Origin of the sequence: Cryobacterium sp. 10I1, from assembly GCF_035019805.1 — a bacterium.
Classification (GTDB): Bacteria; Actinomycetota; Actinomycetes; order Actinomycetales; family Microbacteriaceae; genus Cryobacterium; species Cryobacterium glucosi.
Window position 1 is genome coordinate 1 of the sequence record NZ_JASJVF010000034.1, and the last position, 22,485, is coordinate 22,485.

General features: G+C 68.0%; 25 protein-coding genes and 1 tRNA gene. 9 read left to right on the top strand and 17 right to left on the bottom strand.

The window, feature by feature from the left end; all coding sequences use genetic code 11:
* The 5 genes from QN345_RS05315 to QN345_RS05335 form a co-directional block, all read right to left on the bottom strand.
* A partial coding sequence (locus QN345_RS05315; RefSeq protein WP_323508484.1) for an ATP-dependent Clp protease ATP-binding subunit occupies positions 1-2,058 on the bottom strand: 2,058 nt, incomplete at its 3' end.
* Between the two features lie 132 nt (positions 2,059-2,190).
* Positions 2,191-2,472 carry a hypothetical protein gene (locus QN345_RS05320; RefSeq protein WP_322136046.1) on the bottom strand — a complete coding sequence of 94 codons (282 nt, stop codon included), beginning with the start codon at positions 2,470-2,472 and terminating at the stop codon, positions 2,191-2,193.
* A 106-nt stretch (positions 2,473-2,578) separates the two neighbouring features.
* Positions 2,579-3,322 (bottom strand): maleylpyruvate isomerase family mycothiol-dependent enzyme, encoded by a 744-nt coding sequence (locus tag QN345_RS05325; protein ID WP_134559994.1) that lies wholly within the window; start codon positions 3,320-3,322, stop codon positions 2,579-2,581.
* 24 nt (positions 3,323-3,346) lie between these two features.
* Positions 3,347-3,982 carry an FMN reductase gene (locus QN345_RS05330; RefSeq protein ID WP_134448846.1) on the bottom strand — a complete coding sequence of 212 codons (636 nt, stop codon included), beginning with the start codon at positions 3,980-3,982 and terminating at the stop codon, positions 3,347-3,349.
* 2 nt (positions 3,983-3,984) lie between these two features.
* Entirely contained in the window at positions 3,985-5,103 is a 1,119-nt protein-coding gene (locus QN345_RS05335) for an LLM class flavin-dependent oxidoreductase (protein ID WP_134448845.1), read from the bottom strand.
* A 498-nt stretch (positions 5,104-5,601) separates the two neighbouring features.
* Here QN345_RS05335 and QN345_RS05340 point away from each other — a divergent pair, with 498 nt between their 5' ends.
* On the top strand, positions 5,602-5,859 hold the full coding sequence (locus tag QN345_RS05340; RefSeq protein WP_134448844.1) for a hypothetical protein: 258 nt from the start codon (positions 5,602-5,604) through the stop codon (positions 5,857-5,859).
* 34 nt (positions 5,860-5,893) lie between these two features.
* Here the strand turns inward: QN345_RS05340 and aroD are convergent, their stop codons facing one another.
* Positions 5,894-6,673 carry a type I 3-dehydroquinate dehydratase gene (gene aroD, locus QN345_RS05345; protein ID WP_322140758.1) on the bottom strand — a complete coding sequence of 260 codons (780 nt, stop codon included), beginning with the start codon at positions 6,671-6,673 and terminating at the stop codon, positions 5,894-5,896.
* On the bottom strand, positions 6,670-7,566 hold the full coding sequence (locus tag QN345_RS05350) for a shikimate dehydrogenase (RefSeq protein WP_322140757.1): 897 nt from the start codon (positions 7,564-7,566) through the stop codon (positions 6,670-6,672). The genes aroD and QN345_RS05350 overlap by 4 nt, the downstream gene beginning before the upstream one ends.
* A gap of 147 nt (positions 7,567-7,713) precedes the next feature.
* Between QN345_RS05350 and QN345_RS05355 the strand changes: the two genes are divergently transcribed.
* Positions 7,714-8,694 (top strand): Gfo/Idh/MocA family protein, encoded by a 981-nt coding sequence (locus QN345_RS05355; RefSeq protein ID WP_134448841.1) that lies wholly within the window; start codon positions 7,714-7,716, stop codon positions 8,692-8,694.
* A gap of 44 nt (positions 8,695-8,738) precedes the next feature.
* On the opposite strand, the gene QN345_RS20540 is transcribed toward QN345_RS05355, so the two are convergent.
* Together QN345_RS20540 and QN345_RS20545 are read right to left on the bottom strand one after the other, a co-directional pair.
* Complete coding sequence (locus QN345_RS20540; RefSeq protein WP_369125149.1) at positions 8,739-9,140, bottom strand: oleate hydratase; 402 nt, start codon at positions 9,138-9,140, stop codon at positions 8,739-8,741.
* Positions 9,080-9,394 (bottom strand): oleate hydratase, encoded by a 315-nt coding sequence (locus tag QN345_RS20545; protein ID WP_347233218.1) that lies wholly within the window; start codon positions 9,392-9,394, stop codon positions 9,080-9,082. Before QN345_RS20545 ends, QN345_RS20540 begins: the two co-directional genes overlap by 61 nt.
* Here QN345_RS20545 and QN345_RS05365 point away from each other — a divergent pair.
* Complete coding sequence (locus QN345_RS05365; protein WP_322137415.1) at positions 9,321-9,497, top strand: hypothetical protein; 177 nt, start codon at positions 9,321-9,323, stop codon at positions 9,495-9,497. The two genes, QN345_RS20545 and QN345_RS05365, sit on opposite strands and share 74 nt — an antisense overlap.
* A gap of 44 nt (positions 9,498-9,541) precedes the next feature.
* On the opposite strand, the gene QN345_RS05370 is transcribed toward QN345_RS05365, so the two are convergent.
* From QN345_RS05370 to QN345_RS05395, 6 genes are all read right to left on the bottom strand, one after another.
* Positions 9,542-10,063 carry a phosphohydrolase gene (locus QN345_RS05370; protein WP_134448838.1) on the bottom strand — a complete coding sequence of 174 codons (522 nt, stop codon included), beginning with the start codon at positions 10,061-10,063 and terminating at the stop codon, positions 9,542-9,544.
* 148 nt (positions 10,064-10,211) lie between these two features.
* Positions 10,212-11,276, bottom strand: coding sequence for an LLM class flavin-dependent oxidoreductase (locus tag QN345_RS05375; protein ID WP_322136052.1), 1,065 nt, complete (start codon positions 11,274-11,276; stop codon positions 10,212-10,214).
* Between the two features lie 66 nt (positions 11,277-11,342).
* Positions 11,343-11,969 carry an FMN reductase gene (gene msuE / locus QN345_RS05380; RefSeq protein ID WP_323508485.1) on the bottom strand — a complete coding sequence of 209 codons (627 nt, stop codon included), beginning with the start codon at positions 11,967-11,969 and terminating at the stop codon, positions 11,343-11,345.
* 9 nt (positions 11,970-11,978) lie between these two features.
* Positions 11,979-13,436, bottom strand: coding sequence for an NtaA/DmoA family FMN-dependent monooxygenase (locus tag QN345_RS05385; protein WP_134448835.1), 1,458 nt, complete (start codon positions 13,434-13,436; stop codon positions 11,979-11,981).
* Positions 13,437-13,569: 133 nt separating this feature from the next.
* Positions 13,570-13,643 (bottom strand) — tRNA-Met (locus tag QN345_RS05390).
* 147 nt (positions 13,644-13,790) lie between these two features.
* Positions 13,791-15,926: an FAD/NAD(P)-binding protein gene (locus QN345_RS05395; protein WP_322136055.1), complete on the bottom strand. Its 2,136-nt coding sequence runs from the start codon at positions 15,924-15,926 to the stop codon at positions 13,791-13,793.
* Positions 15,927-16,115: 189 nt separating this feature from the next.
* Here QN345_RS05395 and QN345_RS05400 point away from each other — a divergent pair, with 189 nt between their 5' ends.
* The 5 genes from QN345_RS05400 to QN345_RS05420 all read left to right on the top strand — a co-directional run bounded on the left by QN345_RS05400 (position 16,116) and on the right by QN345_RS05420 (position 20,641).
* Positions 16,116-16,730, top strand: a complete 615-nt coding sequence (locus tag QN345_RS05400; RefSeq protein ID WP_322136056.1) for a GNAT family N-acetyltransferase — start codon at positions 16,116-16,118, stop codon at positions 16,728-16,730.
* A gap of 4 nt (positions 16,731-16,734) precedes the next feature.
* On the top strand, positions 16,735-17,787 hold the full coding sequence (locus tag QN345_RS05405) for an amino acid ABC transporter permease (protein ID WP_322136057.1): 1,053 nt from the start codon (positions 16,735-16,737) through the stop codon (positions 17,785-17,787).
* Entirely contained in the window at positions 17,784-18,593 is an 810-nt protein-coding gene (locus QN345_RS05410; RefSeq protein WP_322136058.1) for an amino acid ABC transporter ATP-binding protein, read from the top strand. The genes QN345_RS05405 and QN345_RS05410 overlap by 4 nt, the downstream gene beginning before the upstream one ends.
* An 81-nt stretch (positions 18,594-18,674) precedes the next feature.
* Entirely contained in the window at positions 18,675-19,682 is a 1,008-nt protein-coding gene (locus QN345_RS05415; RefSeq protein WP_134559974.1) for an ABC transporter substrate-binding protein, read from the top strand.
* 116 nt (positions 19,683-19,798) lie between these two features.
* Positions 19,799-20,641: an alpha/beta fold hydrolase gene (locus QN345_RS05420; RefSeq protein ID WP_134559972.1), complete on the top strand. Its 843-nt coding sequence runs from the start codon at positions 19,799-19,801 to the stop codon at positions 20,639-20,641.
* Here the strand turns inward: QN345_RS05420 and QN345_RS05425 are convergent.
* Positions 20,613-21,413, bottom strand: coding sequence for an alpha/beta hydrolase (locus QN345_RS05425; protein WP_322136060.1), 801 nt, complete (start codon positions 21,411-21,413; stop codon positions 20,613-20,615). The genes QN345_RS05420 and QN345_RS05425 overlap by 29 nt on opposite strands.
* Before the next feature lie 134 nt (positions 21,414-21,547).
* Between QN345_RS05425 and QN345_RS05430 the strand changes: the two genes are divergently transcribed.
* A complete protein-coding gene (locus QN345_RS05430) occupies positions 21,548-22,108 on the top strand; it encodes a cysteine hydrolase family protein (RefSeq protein ID WP_198413439.1) in 561 nt (186 codons plus the stop codon).
* A gap of 41 nt (positions 22,109-22,149) precedes the next feature.
* Here QN345_RS05430 and QN345_RS05435 read toward each other — a convergent pair.
* The coding region (locus QN345_RS05435) for an HNH endonuclease signature motif containing protein (protein WP_323508486.1) at positions 22,150-22,485 on the bottom strand (336 nt) is incomplete at its 5' end.

Consider the following 22,485-nt stretch of genomic DNA (forward strand, 5'->3'; position numbering starts at 1 on the left):
GTTCCGGAAGTCGACGGTGCGACCCTGGCCGTCGGTCAGGCGGCCGTCGTCGAGCACCTGCAACAGCAGGTTGAACACGTCGGGGTGGGCCTTCTCGATCTCGTCGAGCAGGATCACCGAGTACGGGTTCCTGCGCACGCGCTCGGTCAGCTGCCCGGCCTCGTCGTAGCCGACGTAGCCGGGAGGGGACCCGACGAGCCGGCTCACGGTGTGCCGTTCGCCGAACTCGCTCATGTCGAAGCGCACCATCGCGTGCTCGTCGCCGAACAACGATTCAGCGAGGGCCTTGGCGAGCTCTGTCTTACCGACGCCCGTCGGCCCGAGGAACAGGAAGCTGCCGACGGGTCGGCCGGCATCGTTCATGCCCGTGCGATTGCGGCGCACCGCCTTGGCGATGAGCGTGACGGCGTCGTCCTGTCCGACGACGCGTTCGTGCAGCTCGGCCTCGAGCAGGCCGAGGCGGGAACGGTCGTCCGCGGTGAGCCGGGCGACGGGTATGCCCGTCGCGCGGGCAATGACGCGGGCGATCTCGGCCTCGCCGACGACGGCCTCTGCTGCAACGGCCTGGGCGGGGTCTTCCTGGAGCTGCAGCTGTGCCTGGACCGTCTCGATCTCGTCCCGGAGCCGGGAGGCCTCCTCGTACTGTTCGGTGAGGACGGCGGCGCTCTTCGCCTCCTCGAGTGTCACCACGCGCGCACGCAGGGCCTCGAGGGCCTCACGGTCGGGCAGGGAGCCGAGGGTCAGGCGCAGCCGGGCACCGGCCTGGTCGATCAGGTCGATGGCCTTGTCGGGCAGGAACCGGTCGGACACGTAGCGTGCGGAAAGCTCGACGGCGGCACGCAGCGCCTCGTCGGTGTAGCGCACGCCGTGGTGCTCTTCGTAGCGGCCGCGCAGCCCCGCGAGGATGCTCACCGCGTCGTCGATGCTCGGCTCGCCGACCCGCACGGTCTGGAAACGGCGTTCGAGGGCCGGGTCCTTCTCGACCTTGCGGTACTCCTTGAGCGTCGTCGCGCCGATCACGTGCAGCTCACCGCGAGCCAGCCGCGGCTTGAGGATGTTTCCGGCGTCCATGCCGCCGTCGCCGGATCCGCCGGCGCCGACGACCGTGTGCAGCTCGTCGATGAAGATCACGAGCTCGCCGCTGTGCGCGGTGATCTCGTCCATGGTCTTACCGAGGCGTTCCTCGAAGTCGCCGCGGTACCGGGTCCCGGCGACCATCGCCGCGAGGTCGAGTGCCACGACGCGCTTGCCGCGCAGTTGCTCCGGCACGGTTCCCGCCACGATGGCCTGCGCGAGCCCTTCGACGACGGCGGTCTTGCCGACGCCGGCCTCGCCGATCAGAACCGGGTTGTTCTTGGTGCGCCGGGAGAGGATCTCGATCGTCTGTTCGATCTCGTCGGCACGGCCGATCACCGGGTCGAGTTTCCCGTCGCGGGCCCGGGCCGTGAGGTCGGTGCCGTAGGTGTCGAGCATCGGCGTTTCCGAAGCGGATGCCGGGGCAGGGTCCTGGCCCGTCGCATCCGCCTGCGGCTCGCGTGCACCGGCCTGCAGGGATTCCTGGGTGACGCCGGCCGCAGCGAGGACCTGGCCGGCCGGGGAGTCCTCGTTCACCACGAAGGCGAAGAAGAGATGTTCGGGGTCGATGTAGGTCGACCCGAAGGCGCGCGCGATCTGGTGCGCGTCGAGGAGGGCGCGCTGGGCGGAGGGGGTGAGTCCCGGCGTCGCGTCTCCGGTCGGGGCGGAGCGCTCCGGCAGGCGCTGCTCGGCGGCCAGGGCGAGGGCCGCGGGGTCTGTGCCGGTATTCCGGATCGCCTGGGCGGCCGGTTCGCGCAGGACGAGGACCCGGAGAATGTGCAGGACGTCGACGTGGGAGTGCCCGTGCTCGACCGCGTACTGGGCGGCCTCGGCGAGCACCTCGTGGGTGCGGCGGCTGAGCAGCCGGGTGATGTCGATCGGGCGCCCTGTGGGTGCAGCACCCTGCTGGCCCTGCAGGTAGCGGGCGATGAACTCGTCGAACGAACCGTTACCGGAATCCGCGGGACCGAAGAATGTAGGCACGAGACCTCCTGATCTTGAAACTTGAGTGCTATTGACTCAACTCAACGTCAGGCCGTGGGTTTCATTCCCGCCTCATGCTGGGAAACCCCCGGTTACGCGGTCGGCGAACGGAGTGCGAACAGGCCCAGAGGTTCAGGCCCCGAGGATGCCGCGCGCCACGACGACGACGACGGTCACGGCCGCGACGCCCAGCGCGATCAGGACCAGGCCCCGGCCGTGCACGCCGGCGGGCATGACCCGGAGCGCGCGCATCGAGTATGCGAGCCCGACGAGGACAGCGATGACTCCCCAGAACGGGAGCACGAGAGCGAGGACGAATCCGGCGAGGGTGATCCAGAATCCGAGCGAGCGCCCGGGTGTCTTCGTCCAGTCGGCACGCGGCGCGCCGAGGGCGATCAGTCGGTTGTCCTGCATGTTCGCGCGCGGATCGTCCACTGTCAGCCCCCGTTGCTTCGAGTACCAGTCTGCCACGCGGCGGGATCGTTCAGCGCGATCGTTCAGCAGGATCGTTCAGCTGGGCTCAGAGCCACCGAGGCGGGTCGGCCGGAGTCCCGGCGCTCGAACCCACGCCGGAACCGCCACGCCCGGTCGCCCACTGGACGAGGCCAGCGAGGCTGCCGGACACGACGATGGGATGCGCGGAATGGAGGTCGCCGAACCTGCGCTCGTCGTGGGAATCAGTGACGGAGAGCACGAGGTCTCCCCCGTCACCCCGGGTCGCCCAGGCCGAGGTGATCTCGGTGAGCAGGCGATCGAGCACCTCGACCGGCACGTCGGCGAAGGATGCGCCGGTCGCGAGGTCGATCGTGTGCACCCAGAGTTCCTGGTTGCGCATCCACACGGTCTCGGACACGGCAATCTCCCGGCCGCTCGGGGTCCGGACCGGGTGGCTCCACGTCTCGGGGGTGAGCCGGCGCCACGCGGCGTCGAGCTGGATGGTCGCGACGTCGAAGAGGGTCCGCAGGGCGTCGCGGTCGAGCTCGGCCCCGGCGGCGATGTCGCTGTCGCGAGCCGCGTTCGAGACGTACATCGGCGTTTCGACGTCGGTGCGCGCCCAGGTCACGAGTCGTACGATGCCCCTCGCGTTATATGCGACATGGGCGATCACGTGACGGCGGCTCCAGCCGGGCAACAGCGAGTCGCCGTCGAGGTCGACGTTCGACAACCCGTTGAGCTCGTGCGCGAAGAACGCGGTCGCGCGACGAGCGAGCAGGAGTTGCGCGAGCAGCTCGGGATCAGCGGGGAGAGCGGTAGGTGCGGGCATTCCCCCATTCTCGCAGGGAACCGGTCAGATCGAGGGCTGGAATCCGCCCGTCGGACTGAAGGACGCGTCGATCGTGAACGGGTCGCGCACGGAATTCGAGCGATCGGATGCCGCGATGAGAGCCGCGAGTTCCCCGGCCGCCCTGTCGATGCGGTCGGGCAGCGTCTTGACCGTGTCCGCGCCGCTTCCCCAGTCCTCCGATGCGGCGAACACCGCGGTGGTGGCGACGACCGCGTGCAGGTAGGTGAACATCGGGCGGATGGCGTAGTCAAGGGCCAGGGAATGGCGTGCGGTGCCCGCCGTCGCCGCGATGACCGTCGGCATGTCGGTCAGCGACCGGTTGTCGATGACGTCGAAGAACGACTTGAAGAGGCCGCTCGCGCTGGTCGTGAAGATCGGGGTGACGGCGATGAGCCCGTCCGCGCCGGTCACGGCTTCGATCACCGCATCGAGCTTCGGGCTCGGGAACCCGGTGAGCATGTTGTTCATCACGTCGAGGGCGACGTCGCGCAGTTCGAAGATCCTGACCTCGGCGGGGATGCCTTTCTCGGCCAGGCGGGAGGAGGTCGCCTCCGCAAGACGGTCGGCGAGCATCCTCGTCGAGGACGGCTGGCTGAGTCCTGCGGTGACGACGGCGATGGTACGGGTGCGTTCCGTCATGGCTAGGCCACCTCGACCGGAGCGCCGACGGATGCGCCGACGGGAGCCGCGGCCGCCGCAGCAACGAGCGACGCGTGGGTGGGGGCATCCGGAACCGTTGCCGGACGGTTCTTCGCGAACTCGCGGCGCAGCACGGGCACAACCTCTTCACCGAGCAGATCGAGCTGTTCGAGAACGGTCTTGAGCGGCAGTCCGGCGTGGTCCATCAGGAACAGCTGGCGCTGGTAGTCGCCCACGTAGTCCCGGAAGCCGAGAGTGCGGTCGATGACTTCCTGCGGGCTGCCGACGGTGAGCGGCGTCTGCGAGGTGAATTCCTCGAGGCTCGGGCCGTGGCCGTAGACGGGCGCGTTGTCGAAGTACGGGCGGAACTCCTTCACGGCGTCCTGCGAGTTCTTGCGCATGAAGACCTGGCCGCCGAGTCCGACGATCGCCTGCTCGGCGGTGCCGTGGCCGTAGTGCTCGAAGCGCTGGCGATAGAACCCGACCATTTTCGCGGTGTGCGAGGCCGGCCAGAAGATGTGGTTGGCGAAGAAGCCGTCGCCGTAGAATGCGGCCTGCTCCGCGATCTCCGGGGTGCGGATGCTGCCGTGCCAGACGAACGGCGCGACGCCGTCCAGGGGGCGGGGCGTCGACTGGAAGCCCTGCAGCGGGGTGCGGAACTGGCCCTCCCAGTCCACGAATTCCTCGGTCCAGAGCCGGCGCAGGAGCGCGTAGTTCTCGAGCGCGAGGGGAATGCCCTGGCGGATGTCCTGGCCGAACCACGGGTAGACCGGGCCGGTGTTGCCGCGGCCGAGGGTCAGGTCCACCCGGCCGTCGGCGACGTGCTGGAGCATCGCGAAGTCTTCGGCGATCTTGACCGGGTCACTCGTCGTGATCAGGGTCGTCGCCGTGGAGAGGATGATGCGCTCGGTCTTGGCCGCGATGTAGCCGAGCATCGTGGTCGGGCTCGAGGGCACGAAGGGCGGATTGTGGTGCTCACCGGTTGCAAACACGTCGAGTCCGACTTCTTCGACCTTCTGGGCGATCGTCAGGATCGCCTTGATGCGCTCCTGCTCGGTCGGGGTACGGCCGGTGGTCGGGTCGGTTGTCAGGTCCCCGACCGAAAAGATTCCGAACTGCATGGTCAGCCTCTCTGAGTGTTCACTGCATTTTCTCGGGCAGTATTTTCAATGCATTTGCATGGATATCGTACCCAACCTCGATCGGGGGTTTCCTATTCCCGCACGACAGAGACCTCGCCTGAGACACGGTGATACTCAGAAATATCTCATGGATCGCCGATATCCGGCCGTTGACATCTCGGAGTGAATCACATAACGTTCCTCCAAAGCTCCTCCGCCCGATGAAGTGCTTCAGGATCCCCGTCGGCCGTTCGGTAACCCGCCGTACTGCCGCACCCGAGAAACCGCTTCATCACGGAAGGACCACTGATGCGGGAACGACTCCAGGCTTCGCCTCACGTCGGTTCGCGACATCATCCGTTGCGCCACCCATCGGCCCACACCACGCGCTGAGAGCGCTCACCAGGAACGCCCGGCACCACTGCCGGTTGTCCCCGGTTCGCTCGCCGCCGCAGCAGTTCCCCCACACTCACCCCAGAGAAAGAATTGGGTATCCCCATGAACCACGAATCCTCCGACCTGCCGCAGAAGTCCGAACACGCGGAGAACTACGAGCACACCGAGCACACCGAGCGCACCGAGCGCACCGAGAACGTCGCGTACACCGAGAGCCTGAAGCACGCCGACGAACCCGAGCACGGCCAGACCCTGGCACCGTCGGAGGTGGGCAGCATGTTTTCCGAGTACCGGCGTCGCCAGCTGAACATCTTCCGCGAACGCGAATCGACCCTCGAGCTCGACGACACCGCGATCTAGCACACAGCGATCTGGCGGGGCTCAGCAGGCCCGGTCACCGGGCTCCGTGCACCAGGTCCAGGACGGCCCGCAACTCGCTGGCCTCGATCTGGCCCGGGGCGCTCGAGGCTCCGACGGAACCGAAGGTGACACAGGAACCGAAGGTCTCCCCGGCCAGCCTCGACACCACGCCGAGTCCCCCCATGGACATCGCGATCACCGGGCGCCGGGCCTGCTCGGCGACGAACTCGGCGGTCGCGTCCATCAGGGTGAGGACATCGCGCGGGCTCGACGGCATCACCGCGAGCTTGAGCACATCCGCCCCGAGTGCCTGCTGCTCCGCGAAGCGTGCGAGAATCTCGGCCCGCGGCGGCGTGGACTCGAAGTCGTGCGAGGACATCACGACGAGGACGCCCGCCTCGTGGGCCGCGCTCACGATGCGGAGCAGGCACGACCGCTCGGTGAAGAGTTCGACGTCGACCGCATCGACCCCGGCGGCGATCGCCAGCCCGAGCAGGTCGGCGTAGGCCTCCGGGAGGATGTCCCGCTGCCCGCCTTCCCGTTTCGTGCGGAAGGTGAAGATCACCGGGACGCCCTCCGGAAGGGCAGCACGCACGACGGCGATCGCTTCCCGGACGGCCGCTGGGATATCCGATTCGGAGAAGAAGTCGATCCGGAGTTCGACGAGGTCATAGTCCCCGGCGATGAGTCCGGAGGCGGCCGCCGCGAGTTCGGCGATCGTCGCCCCGACCAACGGAACGCAGATCTGCGGCCTGCCCTCGCCGAGCACGATCGAGCGCATCCGCACAGAGGACCGTGCCGTCGCGCCGGTCATGAGGCCTCTCCCCCTGCCGGGGAGTGCGCGGGCGCAAGGCCGACGGCCGACCGCATGGCAGCGCGGATGCCCGCCTCACCGTGCAGGGGTTGGTCCTGTTTCCCGCCGGTGAAGATGCGCACCTGGCTGATCGCCTGCTCGACGAGCATGTCGAGCCCGCTGAAGACGACGCCGCCTGCGGCACCCCAACCCTCGGCGATCGGGCTCGGCCACGGGTCGTACGCCACGTCGAAGAGGATGGAACCGGCGTCAAGGGGCCGGAGGTCGAGGCCGTCCGCAACCCCGCCCGGCAGCGTGCTGATGACGAAGGAGAGCGGGCCGGCCGCGTCCAGCTCGTCGAGCCGCCGAACCCGCACGGGGACCCCGAGCTGGTCGCCGAGGGCCGACAGGTCGGTGGCCCTGGCGGGATCCCGCAGGTAGACCGTGATCTCCCCCGCGCCGAGCGCGTGAGCCGCGTAAAGTGCCGAGGCTGCCGTCGCACCACCGCCGAGGATCGCGGCAGAGGAGGGTCGAGCAGAGTCCAGCGTCGAAACCGTACGGACGATGCCGTCGACGTCGGTGTTGAAGCCGTGCAACCGGCGCGTGCCATTGTCGGCCGTGAACAGCACGGTGTTCGCGACGCCGAGGTCGTCGACGAGCGACGAGGTCGTGTCGAGCAGCGGGACGACCTCGCGTTTGAGCGGCATGGTGAGGCTGAGCCCGAGCCAGCTGTCGTCGAGGGAGACGAGCCACGAGGCCAGCTCGCCCGAGCGGACCTCGGCCCGGGAATAGTCGAACGGGAGACCGAGCAGGGTGTACGCCGTCGTGTGCAGCAGGGGCGAGCGCGAATGACCGATGGGAGACCCCAGTACCGCGAGGCGGCGGCGGCCGGCCGGGGAAACGGGTTCAGACACGAGCCCCTCCGATTCGATTCTTCGACAGATCCAGCGATAGCGGCACGTGAGATGCGGCAGGCCGCTGCTCAATGGTAGTGTCCCGAATATGTCACTACACGCAACAAATAGTCGCCGCAATGTCGCGGCCCGTGGGTCGGTGCGCTGATGCTCAGGATCGGAATCCTCGGTGCCGCCGGCATCGCGCCGTCCGCGATCATCCGCCCCGCCCGGCGACGAACCGATGTCGTGATCGCCGCGGTCGCCTCGCGCCGGGCATCCGCTGCCGCCGCCTATGCGCAGGAACACGGCATCGACCGCTCATACGGCGACTACCGCGCACTCCTTGCGGACCCGGAGATCGACCTCGTCTATGTCGCGCTGCCGCCCTCGGAGCACGCCGAGTGGTCGATTGCAGCGCTCGAGGCCGGCAAGGACGTGCTCTGCGAAAAGCCCTTCGCGATGAACGCCGCCCAGGCCGGGCTGATGCGCCAGGCGGCCGCCGAGACGGGGCAGCGTCTCATCGAGGCGTTCCACGACCGCTACCACCCGCTCAGCCTCGAGCTCGACGCCATTGTCGCGTCCGGCCGGCTCGGCGACGTCGTGTCCCTGCGCGGCGAATTCTCCGGCAGCAACCCCTTCGACCCGACGTCGATCCGGCACATCCCGGCCCTCGGCGGTGGTTCGTTGATGGACCTCGGGTGTTACCCGCTGCACTGGGTGCGGGCCCTCACCGGCGAGGAACCCCTCGTCACGAGCGCCGTAGCCACCCTGAACCCGCTGGGGGCCGACATGAGCATGGATGCCGCACTGGTGTTCCCCTCCGGCGTCACCGCCCGGGTCTCCTCGAGCATGATCGCGGGCACTCCCCTCGACACCTCGTTCGACATCGTCGGGACAGAGGGCACCGTGCACGTGGACAACATGGTTTTCCCGTCCCGCGGCCACAGCATCCGCGAAGTCAGCCGGGGAATCGAACGCTGGCTCACCGTTCGCGGCAACGAGACCTACGATCACCAGCTCGATGCGGTCGTGCGCGGCCTTGCGAGCGGCGAGCCGCTCCTCACCGAGGGGGACGATTCCGTCGGCAACATGGCGGCCATCGATGCCATCTACGCCGCGGCGGGGATCGAACGCGCCGTCGGGTAGCGGTGCGGCGGGCTCTCGCGGACACAGGACGCGGGGGAAGCGGGTTACCGGAACGCCGCTGCGAGCGCGTGCAGGTCGACCTTCGGGTCCAGTAACCCGTGATAGATCGGCGGGATGGGCTTCTCGACGTCGAAGAGCGTATAGACCGCCTGCATGGCGCCGTGCACGGAGTACTCGACCGTGAAGACGACGTCCTCGGGTAGTGGGGTGAACTGGCCGAGGAAGGCGAAGTTCTCCGCGCCGTCCGGGAGCACCTTCGGCCGGTCCTCCGGCACGCGCCGGCTAAAGAGGGCTGACGCATACGGCATCATGACCGTTGTCACGTCGGTCGACGCGAGCACCTCGTCGAGGATGTCCTCGAAGCCGAGCTGGTGCACGAGCTCCGTCAGGATCTCTTCGCCCGTCGCCTCGGACATCTTCTTGTCAGTGATCGAACCGATTGTGATGAAGGTGTTGTCGTCGAGGTCGAGAGCGGATGTCCCCTCGGCGTTCTCGAGGTGAAGCCGGGTCGCCCGGCGTGGTTCCAGAGCCGCGGCGAAGTCGACGTCGGCACGACCATCGAATCGTATTGGTTGTACGTGGTCCGGCTGACGCCGGACAGGAGGTGGATCCGGTCGAATTCCTGGATGAAGCGCTTGAAGTACCGACGCAGTTCGGCGGCGGAGTGCCAGTTCTGGAAGGCGAACGTCGTGCGCCACATCTGCCAGAAGTTGGTCGCGAAGAAGTGCTCGCCGAAAAGCTCATCGATTCTCGGTGGCGTGCGCCATGGTGCACTCCTCACGGTCGGGGCGACACCCCCGTAGTGAGGAGTATGCCCTAAAACTGAGCGTACTCCGTTATTCGGCGATCACGGCGTTGCGAACGGAGTGCGGATCGCGTCGAGGGTTGTCCCGAGTCCGCGCGCGGCGGCAGCACCCGCGATTTCCCGGCGCCGACGGGTGAACGGGTCAAGTCGGGCGAGCCGCCCCGGATCGGTGAGGTCTCCGACGCAGGCGAGCTTCACGGCGAGGGCGATCGGGTCGGCGAGCAGGAACCGGAACGAGATCTCGTCCGTTTCCTCGAAGCCGTGCCCAAGCGCAGTGACGGCCATCAGCAGCCGGTTGGGTACGAAGCCGCGCAGTCCGGCCAGGCCGGGGCCGGACGACGCGCAGGTGTCGTGCAGCAGGGCGACGACTTTCTCGTCCTCGCGTGCCAGTGCGGCCATCACACGAAGCGGATGCTCGATGGCCGCCTCCCCTGCCTCGTCGCGTTTCCCCGCGCAGGCCGTCCTGGCGAAGCGGAGAGCATCAGCAAGGAGCAGCGACGAATGACTGTCGTCTCCCTGCCGCTGCCCGCGCTGTGAAAAGTGGGTGAGGCTGAGTGTGTTCATGGCGCTGTCCTTGCTGAGCTCGCGAACCGAGGGATTCGCGCGCACGTCGCTGTGCGTCCTTTCACGCTACGGGCTGTCAGTTCCGGCAAAAGGGGGTTGACAGTGCCACCCGGATCTGTATGGGCGGCCGGGTATTCGCGGATGGGGCCTAACGGCGCGGCGTCCAGCCGAGGGCGGGGGCGATGCGTTCGGCCACGGCCGTGAGAATGCGGTGCAACCCCGCCGGCGGATGGTCGAAGGGAAGGGCGATCACGAGCTCGTCGGAACCACGGAAGGCGACGTCGGCGAGGAGGGCCTCGATGATGTCGTCCGGATCGCCGGAAGGCACCTTGCCGAACTGGAACGGCAGGGCGGCTCCGGGAGTGCCGTGGGCGCGCTGCCGCTCCTCGTCGCGCTCGATCAGCCAGGCGAATTCGTCAGCGTCGTCCCTGCCGAGGATCGGCAGCACCTGACGTCCGACGAGTGCGTAGGACGGTCGCTCGGTGACAGCGGCATGGGCGGCACGGTACGCGGTGATCGACTCGAGCTGGGCTTCCTCGAAGGAAAGCTCGCTCGGTTCCGTGTTGAGGGTCGAGAGCTGCAGGCGGAGGCCCTGCTGGCCGGTGCGCACTGCGCTCGGGGTCGCGCCTGCGCCGTAATAGAGGCGGTCGGAGAGGGTCGGGCTCAGCGGCTGGGCAGTGAGTGGCGTGCCGGCAGGGAAGGCGGGAAAGCTCGCGTCGGCGATGGCGAGGGTGTCGCCGCGGAGTGCCGAACGGAAGGAGGCGAGCCGGGCATCCGCCTCTTCTCGGAGCGAGCCGGTGATGGCACCGTAGACGGGGCCGAAGATGCCTTCTGACTGGGCGTAGCCGGAGCTCAAGCCGACCTCGAGGCGTCCATCGGTGAGGAGGTCGGCGGTGGCCGCCTCCTCGGCGAGTCGCACCGGGTTCTCGAACCGCAACGGGGTCACGGAGGTGCCGAGCCTGATGCCCTCGGTGTGCTGGGCGACGACCGAGAGGAAGGTGAGCGGCGAGGAGAGGTACTTCTCGAGGTGCCGGTGTCGCACCCAGCCGGTGTCGAAACCGAGTTCGTCGGCGTGCCGAAACAGGTCGATTCCGTCCTGCAGGCCCTGCGACGTGGCGCCGGCGACACCGCCGTGTTCGACGAACGCGAGGAAGCCGAGACGGAACGGGGACGGCGTGGGCGCTGATGCTGGAACTGAGGCTGGGGAGGTCATGTCCGGCAATCTAGCGTCCGGCAACACGGTGAGGGAATCGGGCAGGTCATGAAAGGTAAAGCGGCGTCACAGAGCCGCTTCGAGGCTCTCCCGCCTGCTGCGAATCAAGGGCAGGGCGCGTGTGACCGCGAGATCGATGCGCTCCTGCAGGTCGAGGCTCGAGACCCGGTAGTTGGTGAAGTCGGAATCCTTCGCGTAGACGCCGATCGGGAGGGTGAGCGCCTGGAAGAATCCGAACAGCGGGCGGAGCTGGTGCTCGATGATCAGGGCGTGGCGGTCGCTCCCCCCGGTGGCCGCGAGCAGCACCGGCTTGTCGACGAGGGCGTACTGGTCGACGAAGTCGAAGAGGTGCTTGAACAGTCCGGTGAACGACGCCCGGTAGACCGGGCTCGCCACGATGAGCAGGTCGGCGCCCTCGATCCGGTCGAGTTCGGCCTCGATCGTTGCGGGCAGCTGGTCGCGTCGCAACGCGCCGGCGAACTGCTCGCCGATCTCGTGCACGCCGATGAGATGCGCGGCGATAGGGAGTTCCCGGCCGACGGAGGCGAGGATTTCCTTGAGGAGAACCGTCGTCTTCGAGGGCGCGTGCAGGCTGCCGGACACGGCGACGACGCGGAGGGGCCTGGCCGGCGTCTCGGTCGGCGTCTCGGTCGGCGTCTCGGTCGGCGTCTCGGTCACGTGTGATTCGGTCATGGTTGTCCTTCAGTCGGTGCGGGTGGTGGGGGCGGTCGCGGCGGCGAGCGCCGGCAATGGCGCGGTCGGCAGTGGAGAACCGAGGTGACCGCGGAGAGTGGTGGCCTCGTACTCGTCCCTGATGAGCCCGCGACTGCGGAGTTCGGGCACGACGAGACGGGCGAAGGTCTCGAACTGTTCGTGCAGGAAGGCGTTCAGTACGTTGAAGCCGTCGACCGCACTCGCCCGGAACCAGGTTTCGAGGTGGTCGGCGATATCGGCGGGCGACCCGACCACGATCGGGGACCTGATCAGGTGGGCGACGAGGAGGTGCCGATAGGTGACCGGCCGCTTGCCGCCGATCGTGCGACCGGAGCGGCGGGTGACCACGTCGACGAGACGGGCGCCCGCCGCGGTGAAACGGCTCGCGGTGCCGGGGGTGACGGCCTCGTCGAAGCGTCTCTCGACGAGCGGAAGCCCGATGACCTGGCGCAGGTGCCGGATGTTCCGGTTGGCGGGCAGGTCGAGGTCCGCCGCTTCCGGGGTGCCGTCGTCGACAGGGAACAGGTCCACGAGCCGGTCGTAGACGGCCCAGGCATCCGCTCGCGTCTCGCCGACGATCGGAAGGACGAGGGCGACGATGGTCAGGGCGGATGCCGCACGGCCGGCCGCCTCGACCCTGGCCTTGGTGTCGTGATAGAACTCGGCGGCGTCGCCCAGGCTCGTCGGTGCGACCACGTAGATGTCGGCTTGCTCGGCCGCGAACTGCTGGGCGCGACGCGAGGTGCCGGCGTGGACGAGCGGGACATGGCCTTGGACGGGTCGTTGCACATTGAGGGGACCGGCCACCGCGAAGGCCGGTCCGACGTGCTCAAGGGGCGTGACCCTGGACCGGTCGATGATGGCGGCGCTCGCGACGTTCCTGGTGAAGGCGTTCTCGCCCCAGGTGTCCCAGAGGCCGCGGAGCACGGTGACGTATTCGTCTGCGACGTCGAAGCGGTCGAGGTGGGTGCGGGCTCCGGGCGGCCCGAAATTCGCCTCGACCTTGGCATCGGATCCGACGGTGAGGTTCAGCCCGAAGCGCCCTCCGCTGAGCCGGTCGATCGACGCAGCGGCCCTGGCCGTCGCGTATGGCTCGGAGTGGGCGGTCTCCACTGTTCCGACCAGACCGATCCGTCGCGTGATCGCCGCGAGGTAAGCCGCTGTGCTCATCGAGTCGACGCGGGAGAGCAGGTGCGGGTCCGAGAACTCGAGCTCCGGATCCGTCGCGAGCCAGTCACCGAGGAACAGGTAGTCGAAGCCGGCCTTCTCCGCGGCGAGCGCGAGGCGCTTGAGCGCGCGGGGATCGGTCGAAGGGTCGTTGTGCGCACCGGGATACCTCCAACCGGACGGGAAGGACCCCAGGGTGCGCACCATCGCACCGAGCACGAGGTGGCCGTCGCGCTCCGACCAGTCGGCGTCGAACGCCGGGGAGGTGTGATTCGTCATGGGTCGACGCTAGGCCGGGTCGATTCGGGCCGGGGTCCTGGCCGACACATCCCGTCGCGGACGGAAACATGTCGTAAAGAATGCGTGATCGCTGGCATTATCGCGCGCCAGTGCCTAGCGTCGACGGGTCGTGACGCGACGGCAGGATTCGAACCTGCGATTACCGGAATATGAAACCGGTCCCTTCGTCCTCTCGGGCACGCCGCGGTGCAATTCAGGTGGTGAGCTCGTCCTTTCTGTCGAAGGGGGCGACGCCGTCATCAACGAGACGCAGGACATAGGGCGACGAGGTCGCAAGCAGAGTCTCATCGGCCGGCACCGGGCAACTCGCCAGGAACGCCCACAGCGCCCGGATCATCGGGTGCTCGCGGCCAGGTCGGCCGGCAGCCGAGTGCGCCCCGGGTCGCCCACGAGGCTGTCGAGGTGGACCAGGAGCGCCCTGGCGACCTTGTCGTTCTCGCGAAAGGAGATCGCATTCGTGCGCGGGCGGGAGAAGGCGCCGACGAACGGCGAGTTCGTGTACGGCCCGATGGCGAATCGTCGCGGGTGGTGGTCTCCGTCCGGCGTCAGGACCCGGGTGTCGGCCTGGCGCACCGCGAGACGTCCCGTGCTCCCGGTGAAGCCGGCATCCGTCGCCTGCTCCTCGACACCGGCGCCGGAGTCGAGGAGCGACCTGAGCAGCGGGTTGTCGCTCGCGGAGACCACGGTGTCGGGAAGTCGCGCGTCGACGAGTGCGGTCGCCGTGACGACCCGGTCGAGGTTCGCGCTTCCGGCCCGGAACAGGCCCGTCACCTCGTCGGTCTCGACCCAGAGGTCGCCACCGAGGAATTCGACGATGCCGGCTTCGGAGAGCGCGAGGAGTTCCTCGAGCCGGTGGCCAGGTGGACCGCTCGCGATGAAACTGAAGTAGCCGAGCCACCAGCCGTGGATGTCACGCACCCGTGACTGCGCGCTCCATTTCGGTGAATCGATGATGTCCGAAAGCGCGAAGAGGCTCCGGAGCAGGGCGATGAACAGGGCGAAGGTCGCGCTGTGCTCCGGCGTGGTGCGGAGGGTGAGATCGCGGCGGATATAGTCGCGCAGGGCATCCTGGAGCTCGGCGACCGACTCGAACCGAAGGCCGTCGAGGGGACGGTCGAAGTCGGGCAGGAACAGCCGGTCGATCGGGTCGGTGACGGTTGACTCGACGAGGGCGCGGAAGCGTGCCGCATCCTGCTCGATGAGGAACGTGTCGGCACCCCACTCGGTGAGCGGATGACTCGCCGCACGTTCCCCTGACCGTTCCGGCCGTGCGGCGGCGACCGGCAGCGCCCTCGGGTCGATCGCGTCGAAACGGTCGGAGAAGTCCGCCCAGGACGCGGACACCCGCTCGGGGTGTCCGGTGAAAAGCTCCCGGTAGTATCCCCAGACCATTTCCTGCGCTATCAGTGGCCAGACATCGCTCGTGAAGTCGAGGCTCGAGCTGTCCCTGTCGAGGGCCGCGGCAACGTCGGGCGTGAAGAACCGGGGAACCGGTGGCTCCCCGACGATGGTCGAGCTGATCTTGGAGTGGTACGGCACTCCCCTGCGCGACCCGATCAGTACCCGGGGTTCGAGCCCGGACGGCGCGTAGTGCAGCCGCCCATCGGGCAGCCGGGTGAAGCGGCCGCCCCTGCCCTCGGTCAGGAGCACGGTGAGGTCCACCGCGGCCAGGCCGAAGCCGCGCACGATGACCCGCTCGCCTGGCTCGAGCGCGCTCGTGTCGGCATCCGCCGTGAAGGCGGGCGGCAGGTAGTAGCGGTCATGACGGCGGGCGAATTCGGTGAGGGCCGCGTGCTCTGGGGACGGGTCGGCACCGTTGTGACCGAGGGAGTAGAGCACGAGATCGACGTTCAGGGTGACCCCGGTCGAGAGGACCACGATCTGGCCGGCGGCGTCGTCGATGTCGTCGACCCGGATGGCGGTGGCCCGGTGGGACTCGACGGTCACGTTCGGCCCCAGTGCGGCGGCGGCCTCCTCATGGAACCAGGCGAGATAGAGGCTCTGCAGGCGACGGGTCGGGAAGCTCGCCCCGGTGAGGCCGGCGATCTCGGCGGCGAGGACCGCATCGATCTCGCCGGCACCGTCCTTTCCGGCACCGTCCTTTCCGGCACCGTCGATCGCGGGGATCTCGATCGTTCCGGCCCTGACGCCGGCGGCCCACTCGATCAGGGATGGTCCGGGCAGAATCGGGCCCTCGATGACCGACGTCTCGTCGGTGAACATCGTGACGTCCTCGGCGAGGGAATTCAGTTTGAGCAGCGGGGATTGGTCGTGCCGCCAGATCCGGCCGGCTCCGGGTGGGAACGGGTCGATCACGTGCACGACCAGGGGCCGGTCCCTCCCCCACGTTTCGTCGAGGTTTGCCGCGAGGCGTTCGAGCACGCCGGATCCGCGGGGCCCGCCGCCGATGATCGCGATGGCCGGGGCGCGGTCGGGTCCCGTGGGGTCAGTGCCTCTGGAGTCGCTCATGACACAAGAGTCGTCTCGACGGCGACAAATCCCGCCCAATGTGTCGCGCCGTGACGAGGTGACGAATTGTGAAGCGGATGCGTTGGCGCCGCTTCGGAGACCCCCTTAGGTTTCAACTCCAGCGGGGTCGTCCCGCTTCCTGGCTCCCCATCGCTTCCCACCGCCACCCACGAGAAAGGAAGGCACCCCGTGAGCATCGAATTTGCCGGCACCACCACCACGCGAGACACCTTCGTCTACGTCGCCGCCGACGACCCGCTCGCCCAGCCGCTGCTGACGGACCTCGCCGCGGAGTACCACTCCCGGTACGGCTCATACTTCGGCGAGAGTGCTTCCACCGAGATCTCCCGGTACCCGGTCGACGCCTTCGCGGCGCCCGACGGAGCCTTCGTCGTGCTGGTGCGCGACGGCATCCCGATCGCCGGTGGCGCGTTCAAACGGTTCGACGAGCGCACCGCAGAGCTCAAGCGCATCTGGACCGCCGCGACCCATCGGCGTCAGGGCCTGGCCCGGCTCGTCGTCGCCGAACTCGAAGCCGAGTCCGCCAGGCGCGGCTACGACCGGGTGTTCCTGACGACAGGCCCCCGCCAGCCCGAAGCGAAGAACCTCTACCTCGTCACCGGCTACACGCCGCTCTTCGACACCGCGCTCACCCCCGATGAGGTGGTCATCCACGCCTTCGCGAAGAGCCTCGACGCCCAGGAACTCGACGTTGCCGGCATCACGGCGGCGCACCATGCAGCCATCCGGCGCGAACACGCTGACAACCCGCGCTTCGTCGCACTGATCCCCGAAAGCGACTGAGACCATGACGGACACCGTGAAGGAACACCGGTCGGCGGCGCCGACCGAGGACTCGTCCGCTTCTCGCCGAGACGTGAACCAGGTCGTGAACCGGAAGTCGCCCGATTTCGCCGCCCTCAAGGTCGTGCACACCCGCCACGTTGTGCGCTGGATCTTCGGCGCCCTCGTGCTCTTCGTCGTGCTGCAGTTCCTCTGGAGCCTCGCCACGAACGACAAATACGGCTGGCCGATCTTCGCGACCTACTTCTTCGCACCGGCGATTATCAAGGGCATCCAGCTGACACTCGCCCTCACGGTCGTCTCCGGGACGATCGGGTTCGTCCTCGGCACACTGCTCGCCCTCGCCCGGCTGTCGAAGTCGCCGATCCTGAACAGCGTGTCCTGGTCGTTCATCTGGTTCTTCCGCTCGGTTCCGCTGCTCGTCCAGTTGCTCGTCTGGTACAACCTCGGCTACCTGTACCCGCGCCTCGGGCTCGGCGTCCCGTTCACCGACAACTACTTCTGGAGCTTCGACACCGTGACCCTGGTCAGCCAGTTCGCTGCCGCGGTGCTCGGACTCTCGCTCAACCAGGCGGCGTACTCCGCCGAGATCATCCGCGGCGGCATCCTCTCGGTCGACCAGGGCCAGCTGGAAGCCGCTGCCGCCCTCGGACTCCCCCGGCACGTACGGGTGTTGCGGATCATCCTGCCGCAGGCCGCCCGGGCGATTCTCCCGAACGCCTTCAACGAGATCATCGGCCTGATCAAGGGCACCTCGATCGTGTCGGTCATCGCCCTCGGCGAACTCTTCTACGTAACCCAGGTGATCTACAACCGCAACCAGCAGGTGATCCCGCTGCTGCTGGTCTCGGTGGTCTGGTACATCATCTTCACCACCGTGCTGAGCGTCGCCCAGTTCTATGTGGAGCGCCACTTCGCCAGAGGTGCCCTCAGAGTGGTTCCGCCGACGCCCATCCAGGCGGCACGCGGCTGGGTGAAGACCCAATGGGCGCGGCACGACGAGAAACCCGAAACACCCGAAGCACCCACCACCCGGATCGGCGGAAACGGATCATGAGCATCGCAGTAACCCAGGCCTCCGGCACGCTGACCGCACCGGCGACCCGCGGCCTCGTCGAAATTCGCGGCGTCTCCAAGAGCTACGCCGGCCACGAAGTCCTGCACGACGTGAACCTGACCGTGCAGCCCGGGGAGGTCGTCGCGATCCTCGGGCCGTCGGGGTCCGGCAAGTCCACCCTGCTCCGCACAATCAACCACCTCGAGAGCGTCGACAGGGGCTGGGTCACCGTGGACGGCGAGCTCATCGGGTACGAGCAGCGCGGTGACCGGCTCTTCGAGCTGAAGGAACGCGAGATCCTGAAGCGGCGCACCAACGTTGGCGTCGTCTTCCAGAATTTCAACCTCTTCCCGCACCTCACGGCCGCAGAGAACATCGCCGTCGCTCCCGTCGCTCTCGGGCGCCTGGGCAAGTCGGATGCCCGCGAACTCGCCCTCGGACTCCTCGCGAAGGTGGGCCTCGCCGACAAGCCGGACGCCTATCCCCGCCAACTCTCCGGCGGCCAGCAGCAGCGCGTCGCGATAGCGCGGGCCCTGGCCCTGCAGCCCAAGGTGCTGCTCTTCGACGAACCGACATCGGCGCTCGATCCCGAGCTCGTCGGAGAGGTCCTGGACGTGATCCGAGACCTGGCCAAACTCGGCACGACGCTCATCATCGTGACCCACGAGATCGGATTCGCCCGCGAGGTCGCCGACCGGATCGTGTTCATCGACGCCGGGCACGTCCTCGAAGTCGGTCCCCCCGAGCAGGTCTTCGGTTCGCCGAAGCACCCGCGCACCAAAGAATTCCTGGGTCGCGTGCTCTAAACGCGTTCCGGGCCAATCAGCCACCACCCACCCTGCACAGCAGCATTCACAAACAGAACCCCACAGAAATAGAGGCACACAATGGCAATTAAGAAGAAAACCGCGGTCATCATCGGAGGCATCGCCGCCGTTGCTCTCGTCGCAGGCGGCATCACCGCGGCCGTCCTGGCCGGCACCGGCAACAGCTCGGCCCAGGCCGCAGGCGCGGCCTCTCCCTCGGCGTCCGCCGCACCTGTGACGTTCAACCTCGGCCCGAAGCAGGACCGGATCCGTCTCGACAAGGTGCCCGAGGCCATCGCGGCCATCAAGAAGAGCGGTTTCACCCCGATCGAGGCCGGCAAGCTCACGGTCGTCGTCAGCCCGTACGTCGCTCCCCTTGGCCTGTTCGCGACCGACGACACGACCCTGATCGGCAACGAAACCGACATCGCCCAGCTCATCGCCGATGGTCTCGGCCTCGAGCTCAACCTGCAGCCGGCAGCGTGGGCGGACTGGCCCCTCGGCATCCAGTCCGGCAAGTACGACCTGATCACGTCCAACGTCACGGTGACCGAGGCCCGCAAGGACCTCTACGACTTCGCGAGCTACCGCGAGGACCTCCTCGGCTTCTACGTGAAGAGCGACTCGAAGATCTCGTCCATCAAGGAAGCCAAGGACGTCGCCGGCCTCAAGGTCATCGTCGGCTCCGGGACCAACCAGGAGAAGATCCTCCAGGGCTGGGACAAGGAGAACATCGCCAAGGGCCTCGCCCCCGTCGAGTACCAGTACTTCGACGACACCGCAGCCGCGAACCTCGCCCTGCAGTCCGGGCGCGCCGATGCCAACTTCGGACCGAACGCGACCTCTGCCTACGCAGCAGCCCAGAACGGTGAGACCAGGCTCGTCGGCACCTTCAACGGCGGCTACCCGGCGCACGCCAACATCGCTGCGGGCACCAAGAAGGGCAACGGCCTCATCGAGGGCGTCAGCATCGTGCTCAACAAGGCGATCACGGGCGGTCAATACGGCGACGTTCTCGCCCGCTGGGGCCTCACGTCCGAGGGCGTCACCGAGTCCCTCGTGAACCCGGCAGGACTTCCGCGCGAGTAGCGCGAGTAGCCACCACTCAGTGACCGGAAGAGCCGGGTCGGGAGAGACACTTCTCCCGGCCCGGCTCTTCCGGTTTCATGCCTGTCTCCTGCCCGCCCCCTGCCTAGGATGTCTCCATGGTGTTCATTCAGGACCTGCACCTTCGCGACGGTCGCACGCTCCGCGTGCACGACAGCGCCGCCGACCACGAACTCGACTCGGCCTTCACCGTGCTCTGGCAGCACGGTTCACCCCAGACGGGAGCCCTGCTCGAGCCGTTGCTGTCCGCGGCGGCCGCTCGCGGCATCCGTCTCATCTCGTATGGCCGGCCCGGCTACGGCGGTTCGTCTGCGCTGCCGGGTCGTGACGTGGCCGCCGCGGCCACCGACGTCGAACAGCTTGCCGACGCGCTCGGCATCGCCCGATTCGCCGTCATGGGCGCGTCCGGCGGCGGTCCGCACGCCCTCGCTTGCGCCGCCCTGCTGCCGGAGCGAGTCTCGGCAGTGGGCTGCCTCGCGAGTCTGGCCCCGCTCGACGCCGACGGTATCGACTGGTTCGCCGGCATGGCCACGGACGGAGCCTCCCTCCGCGCGGCACTGCTCGGTCGCGCGGAGCGCACAACGTACGAGGAAACCGTGGACTTCGACCCGGACAGCTTCATCGAGGCGGACTACGACGCACTGGCGGGCCCGTGGGCCTCCCTGGGCACCGATGTCGGCCTGGCTTCGGAAGCGGGGCCGGAGGGCCTGATCGATGATGATCTCGCCTTCGTGGCCCCGTGGGGCTTCCCCGTTTCCGCGGTCTCCGCCCCGGTCCTGCTCCTCCAGGGCGTCAGGGATCGGGTGGTCCCGCCATCTCACGCCGACTGGCTGAGTCGGCGCCTTCCCCGAGCCGAGCTCCGGCTGCGCCCCGACGACGGCCACATTTCCGTGCTCGAGGCGTGTCCAGCGGTCATGGACTGGTTGTACGCGCGGCCGTGATCGCGGCCCCGAGCGCCTCGGCAATCACGCGATCCGCCGAGTCCCGGTGAATCGAATGCCCTGCACCCGCAACGAACGCGTAGCTGAGGTTCGCGTGCCGGGCTGCGAGGCGCTCGCCCTGTTCGGGAAGCACCGATGCGCTGCCCGACGCGGGGTCCGCGCCGAGGAGCCTGACCGGCACCCGGACGTCGTCGAGGTGCGGTTCGAGATCCCAGGGGCTGGTGTCGCTCAGCACGCGCTCGACCGTGAACGGGCTGACCACACGTGCGGCCTCCACCTTCTGGTGCGCGTCTTCCGCGTGCCAGCCCGGGTTCTGGCTGAGTATTCCCGCCGTTGTCGGATCGGTGATCTCCGCGATCGTTTCGGCGAGGAGCGGTGCGACCGAGTCCGGTCCGAGGGTGAGCGGTGGGTCGAGAAGCAAAACGCTCCGAGTCCAGTCGTCGCTGCCCGCCGCGGCGAGGAGCGCGACAGCGCCGCCGAGCGAGTGCCCGATGACCAGGTCCCAGGGCTTCCCCGGCGCCGGGCGGAGCCGCAGCGTGTCGGCGACGAATCCCTCCAGCGGATACGAGGTCGTGCGCGGGGCCCGACCGTGGCCACGCTGGTCGGGAGCGACCACGAACCATCCCTCCGCAGCGAGTCCGCTCGCGACTCGCCACCAGACCGCTCCCGCGGACGTGAGTCCGTGAAGCAGCAGCACGCTCCGCGACGCGGCGGGATCGCCCCAGGTCAGCACGGGCAATTCGACGGAGATTCCGGTATATGTGGCGGTCACGATGTCCTTGCGGGATCGGAAATGAAACGGGGAGGATGGAGCCGAGAATACGGCAGCGCGTGACACTGCAAATCCGGCCCGTAACAATTAGAGTCGTGTGGGGGAATCGGCACAGGAAACGAAGCGGAGCAGGTGTGAGCACTGGAATTGTGGTCATTGACATCCAGAAGGACTACTTCCCCGGGGGCGCATATCCCCTCTCCGGGAGTGAGTCCGCCGCGGTGGTTGCCCGGGGCGTCCTCGACTCTGCCCGTGCAACCGGCACGACCGTCATACACTTCCAGCACATCGCCACCGAAGCGGATGCGACGTTCTTCGTCCCGGGGACCACAGGCGTCGAGATCTACCCGCTCGTGGCACCGGTGACACCGGAGCGCCACTTCACCAAGGGCTCCGCGAACGCCTTTGTGGACACCGGCCTCGAACGGCTGTTGCGCGCTGAGAACATCGACCACCTTGTCGTCATGGGCATGATGAGCAGCATGTGCATCGATGCGACCTCGAGGGCCGCCCTCGACCTCGGCTTCGCCGTCACCATCGTGCACAACGCCTGCGCGGCGCCTGCCTTCGAGTTCCAGGGCACTGAGGTTCCGGGGGCATCCGTTCATGCCGCCTTCATGGCCGCACTCCGCGATGCCGGTGCCGATGTGCTCGCCGCAGCCGACCTCGACCTCGAGTCGCTCCCGGTCCGCTGACGGAGGCCGTGCCCCGTCACGGTTGGTCACGTCACGGTTGGTCAGTCGCGGTTGGGTGGTCCGGTGAGGACCTGGTGGGCGCGGTGCCTGTTCGGTGGCCGCCAGAGTCGTTGCGGGTCGATCAACCCGGGGGCCCGCACCTGCGGTGAGCCTTTCACCATTCGGATCTCCCACCCGGAGGTATCGATGCTGTGGTGGTGGAACCAGCACAGTAGGACCCCGTTGTCGACGGTCGTGGGCCCGTCCTGCGCCCAGGGCTTCACATGGTGCACTTCGGCCCAGTGCGCCGGGGCCTTGCACCCGGGAATGATGCACCCGCCGTCCCGGGCGGTGATCGCCCGGCGTTGGGCCCGGTTGAAGTAGCGTCGTTCCGGCCC

What these genes read in the sequence shown, in the direction of transcription:
- QN345_RS05330 (WP_134448846.1), bottom strand. Translation starts at nt 3,982, where the DNA reads ATGACGGAACGCACCCGTACCATCGCCGTCGTCACCGCAGGACTCAGC.
- QN345_RS05325 (WP_134559994.1), bottom strand. Translation starts at nt 3,322, where the DNA reads ATGCCCGCACCTACCGCTCTCCCCGCTGATCCCGAGCTGCTCGCGCAA.
- QN345_RS20545 (WP_347233218.1), bottom strand. Translation starts at nt 9,394, where the DNA reads ATGTGGCGCACGACGTTCGCCTTCCAGAACTGGCACTCCGCCGCCGAA.
- QN345_RS05320 (WP_322136046.1), bottom strand. Translation starts at nt 2,472, where the DNA reads ATGCAGGACAACCGACTGATCGCCCTCGGCGCGCCGCGTGCCGACTGG.
- msuE (WP_323508485.1), bottom strand. Translation starts at nt 11,969, where the DNA reads ATGACCGAATCACACGTGACCGAGACGCCGACCGAGACGCCGACCGAG.
- QN345_RS05335 (WP_134448845.1), bottom strand. Translation starts at nt 5,103, where the DNA reads ATGCAGTTCGGAATCTTTTCGGTCGGGGACCTGACAACCGACCCGACC.
- QN345_RS05420 (WP_134559972.1), top strand. Translation starts at nt 19,799, where the DNA reads ATGGTGTTCATTCAGGACCTGCACCTTCGCGACGGTCGCACGCTCCGC.
- QN345_RS05415 (WP_134559974.1), top strand. Translation starts at nt 18,675, where the DNA reads ATGGCAATTAAGAAGAAAACCGCGGTCATCATCGGAGGCATCGCCGCC.
- QN345_RS05410 (WP_322136058.1), top strand. Translation starts at nt 17,784, where the DNA reads ATGAGCATCGCAGTAACCCAGGCCTCCGGCACGCTGACCGCACCGGCG.
- QN345_RS05395 (WP_322136055.1), bottom strand. Translation starts at nt 15,926, where the DNA reads ATGAGCGACTCCAGAGGCACTGACCCCACGGGACCCGACCGCGCCCCG.
- QN345_RS05405 (WP_322136057.1), top strand. Translation starts at nt 16,735, where the DNA reads ATGACGGACACCGTGAAGGAACACCGGTCGGCGGCGCCGACCGAGGAC.
- QN345_RS05370 (WP_134448838.1), bottom strand. Translation starts at nt 10,063, where the DNA reads ATGAACACACTCAGCCTCACCCACTTTTCACAGCGCGGGCAGCGGCAG.
- QN345_RS05365 (WP_322137415.1), top strand. Translation starts at nt 9,321, where the DNA reads ATGAAGCGCTTGAAGTACCGACGCAGTTCGGCGGCGGAGTGCCAGTTC.
- QN345_RS05355 (WP_134448841.1), top strand. Translation starts at nt 7,714, where the DNA reads ATGCTCAGGATCGGAATCCTCGGTGCCGCCGGCATCGCGCCGTCCGCG.
- QN345_RS05375 (WP_322136052.1), bottom strand. Translation starts at nt 11,276, where the DNA reads ATGACCTCCCCAGCCTCAGTTCCAGCATCAGCGCCCACGCCGTCCCCG.
- QN345_RS05385 (WP_134448835.1), bottom strand. Translation starts at nt 13,436, where the DNA reads ATGACGAATCACACCTCCCCGGCGTTCGACGCCGACTGGTCGGAGCGC.
- QN345_RS05340 (WP_134448844.1), top strand. Translation starts at nt 5,602, where the DNA reads ATGAACCACGAATCCTCCGACCTGCCGCAGAAGTCCGAACACGCGGAG.
- aroD (WP_322140758.1), bottom strand. Translation starts at nt 6,673, where the DNA reads ATGACCGGCGCGACGGCACGGTCCTCTGTGCGGATGCGCTCGATCGTG.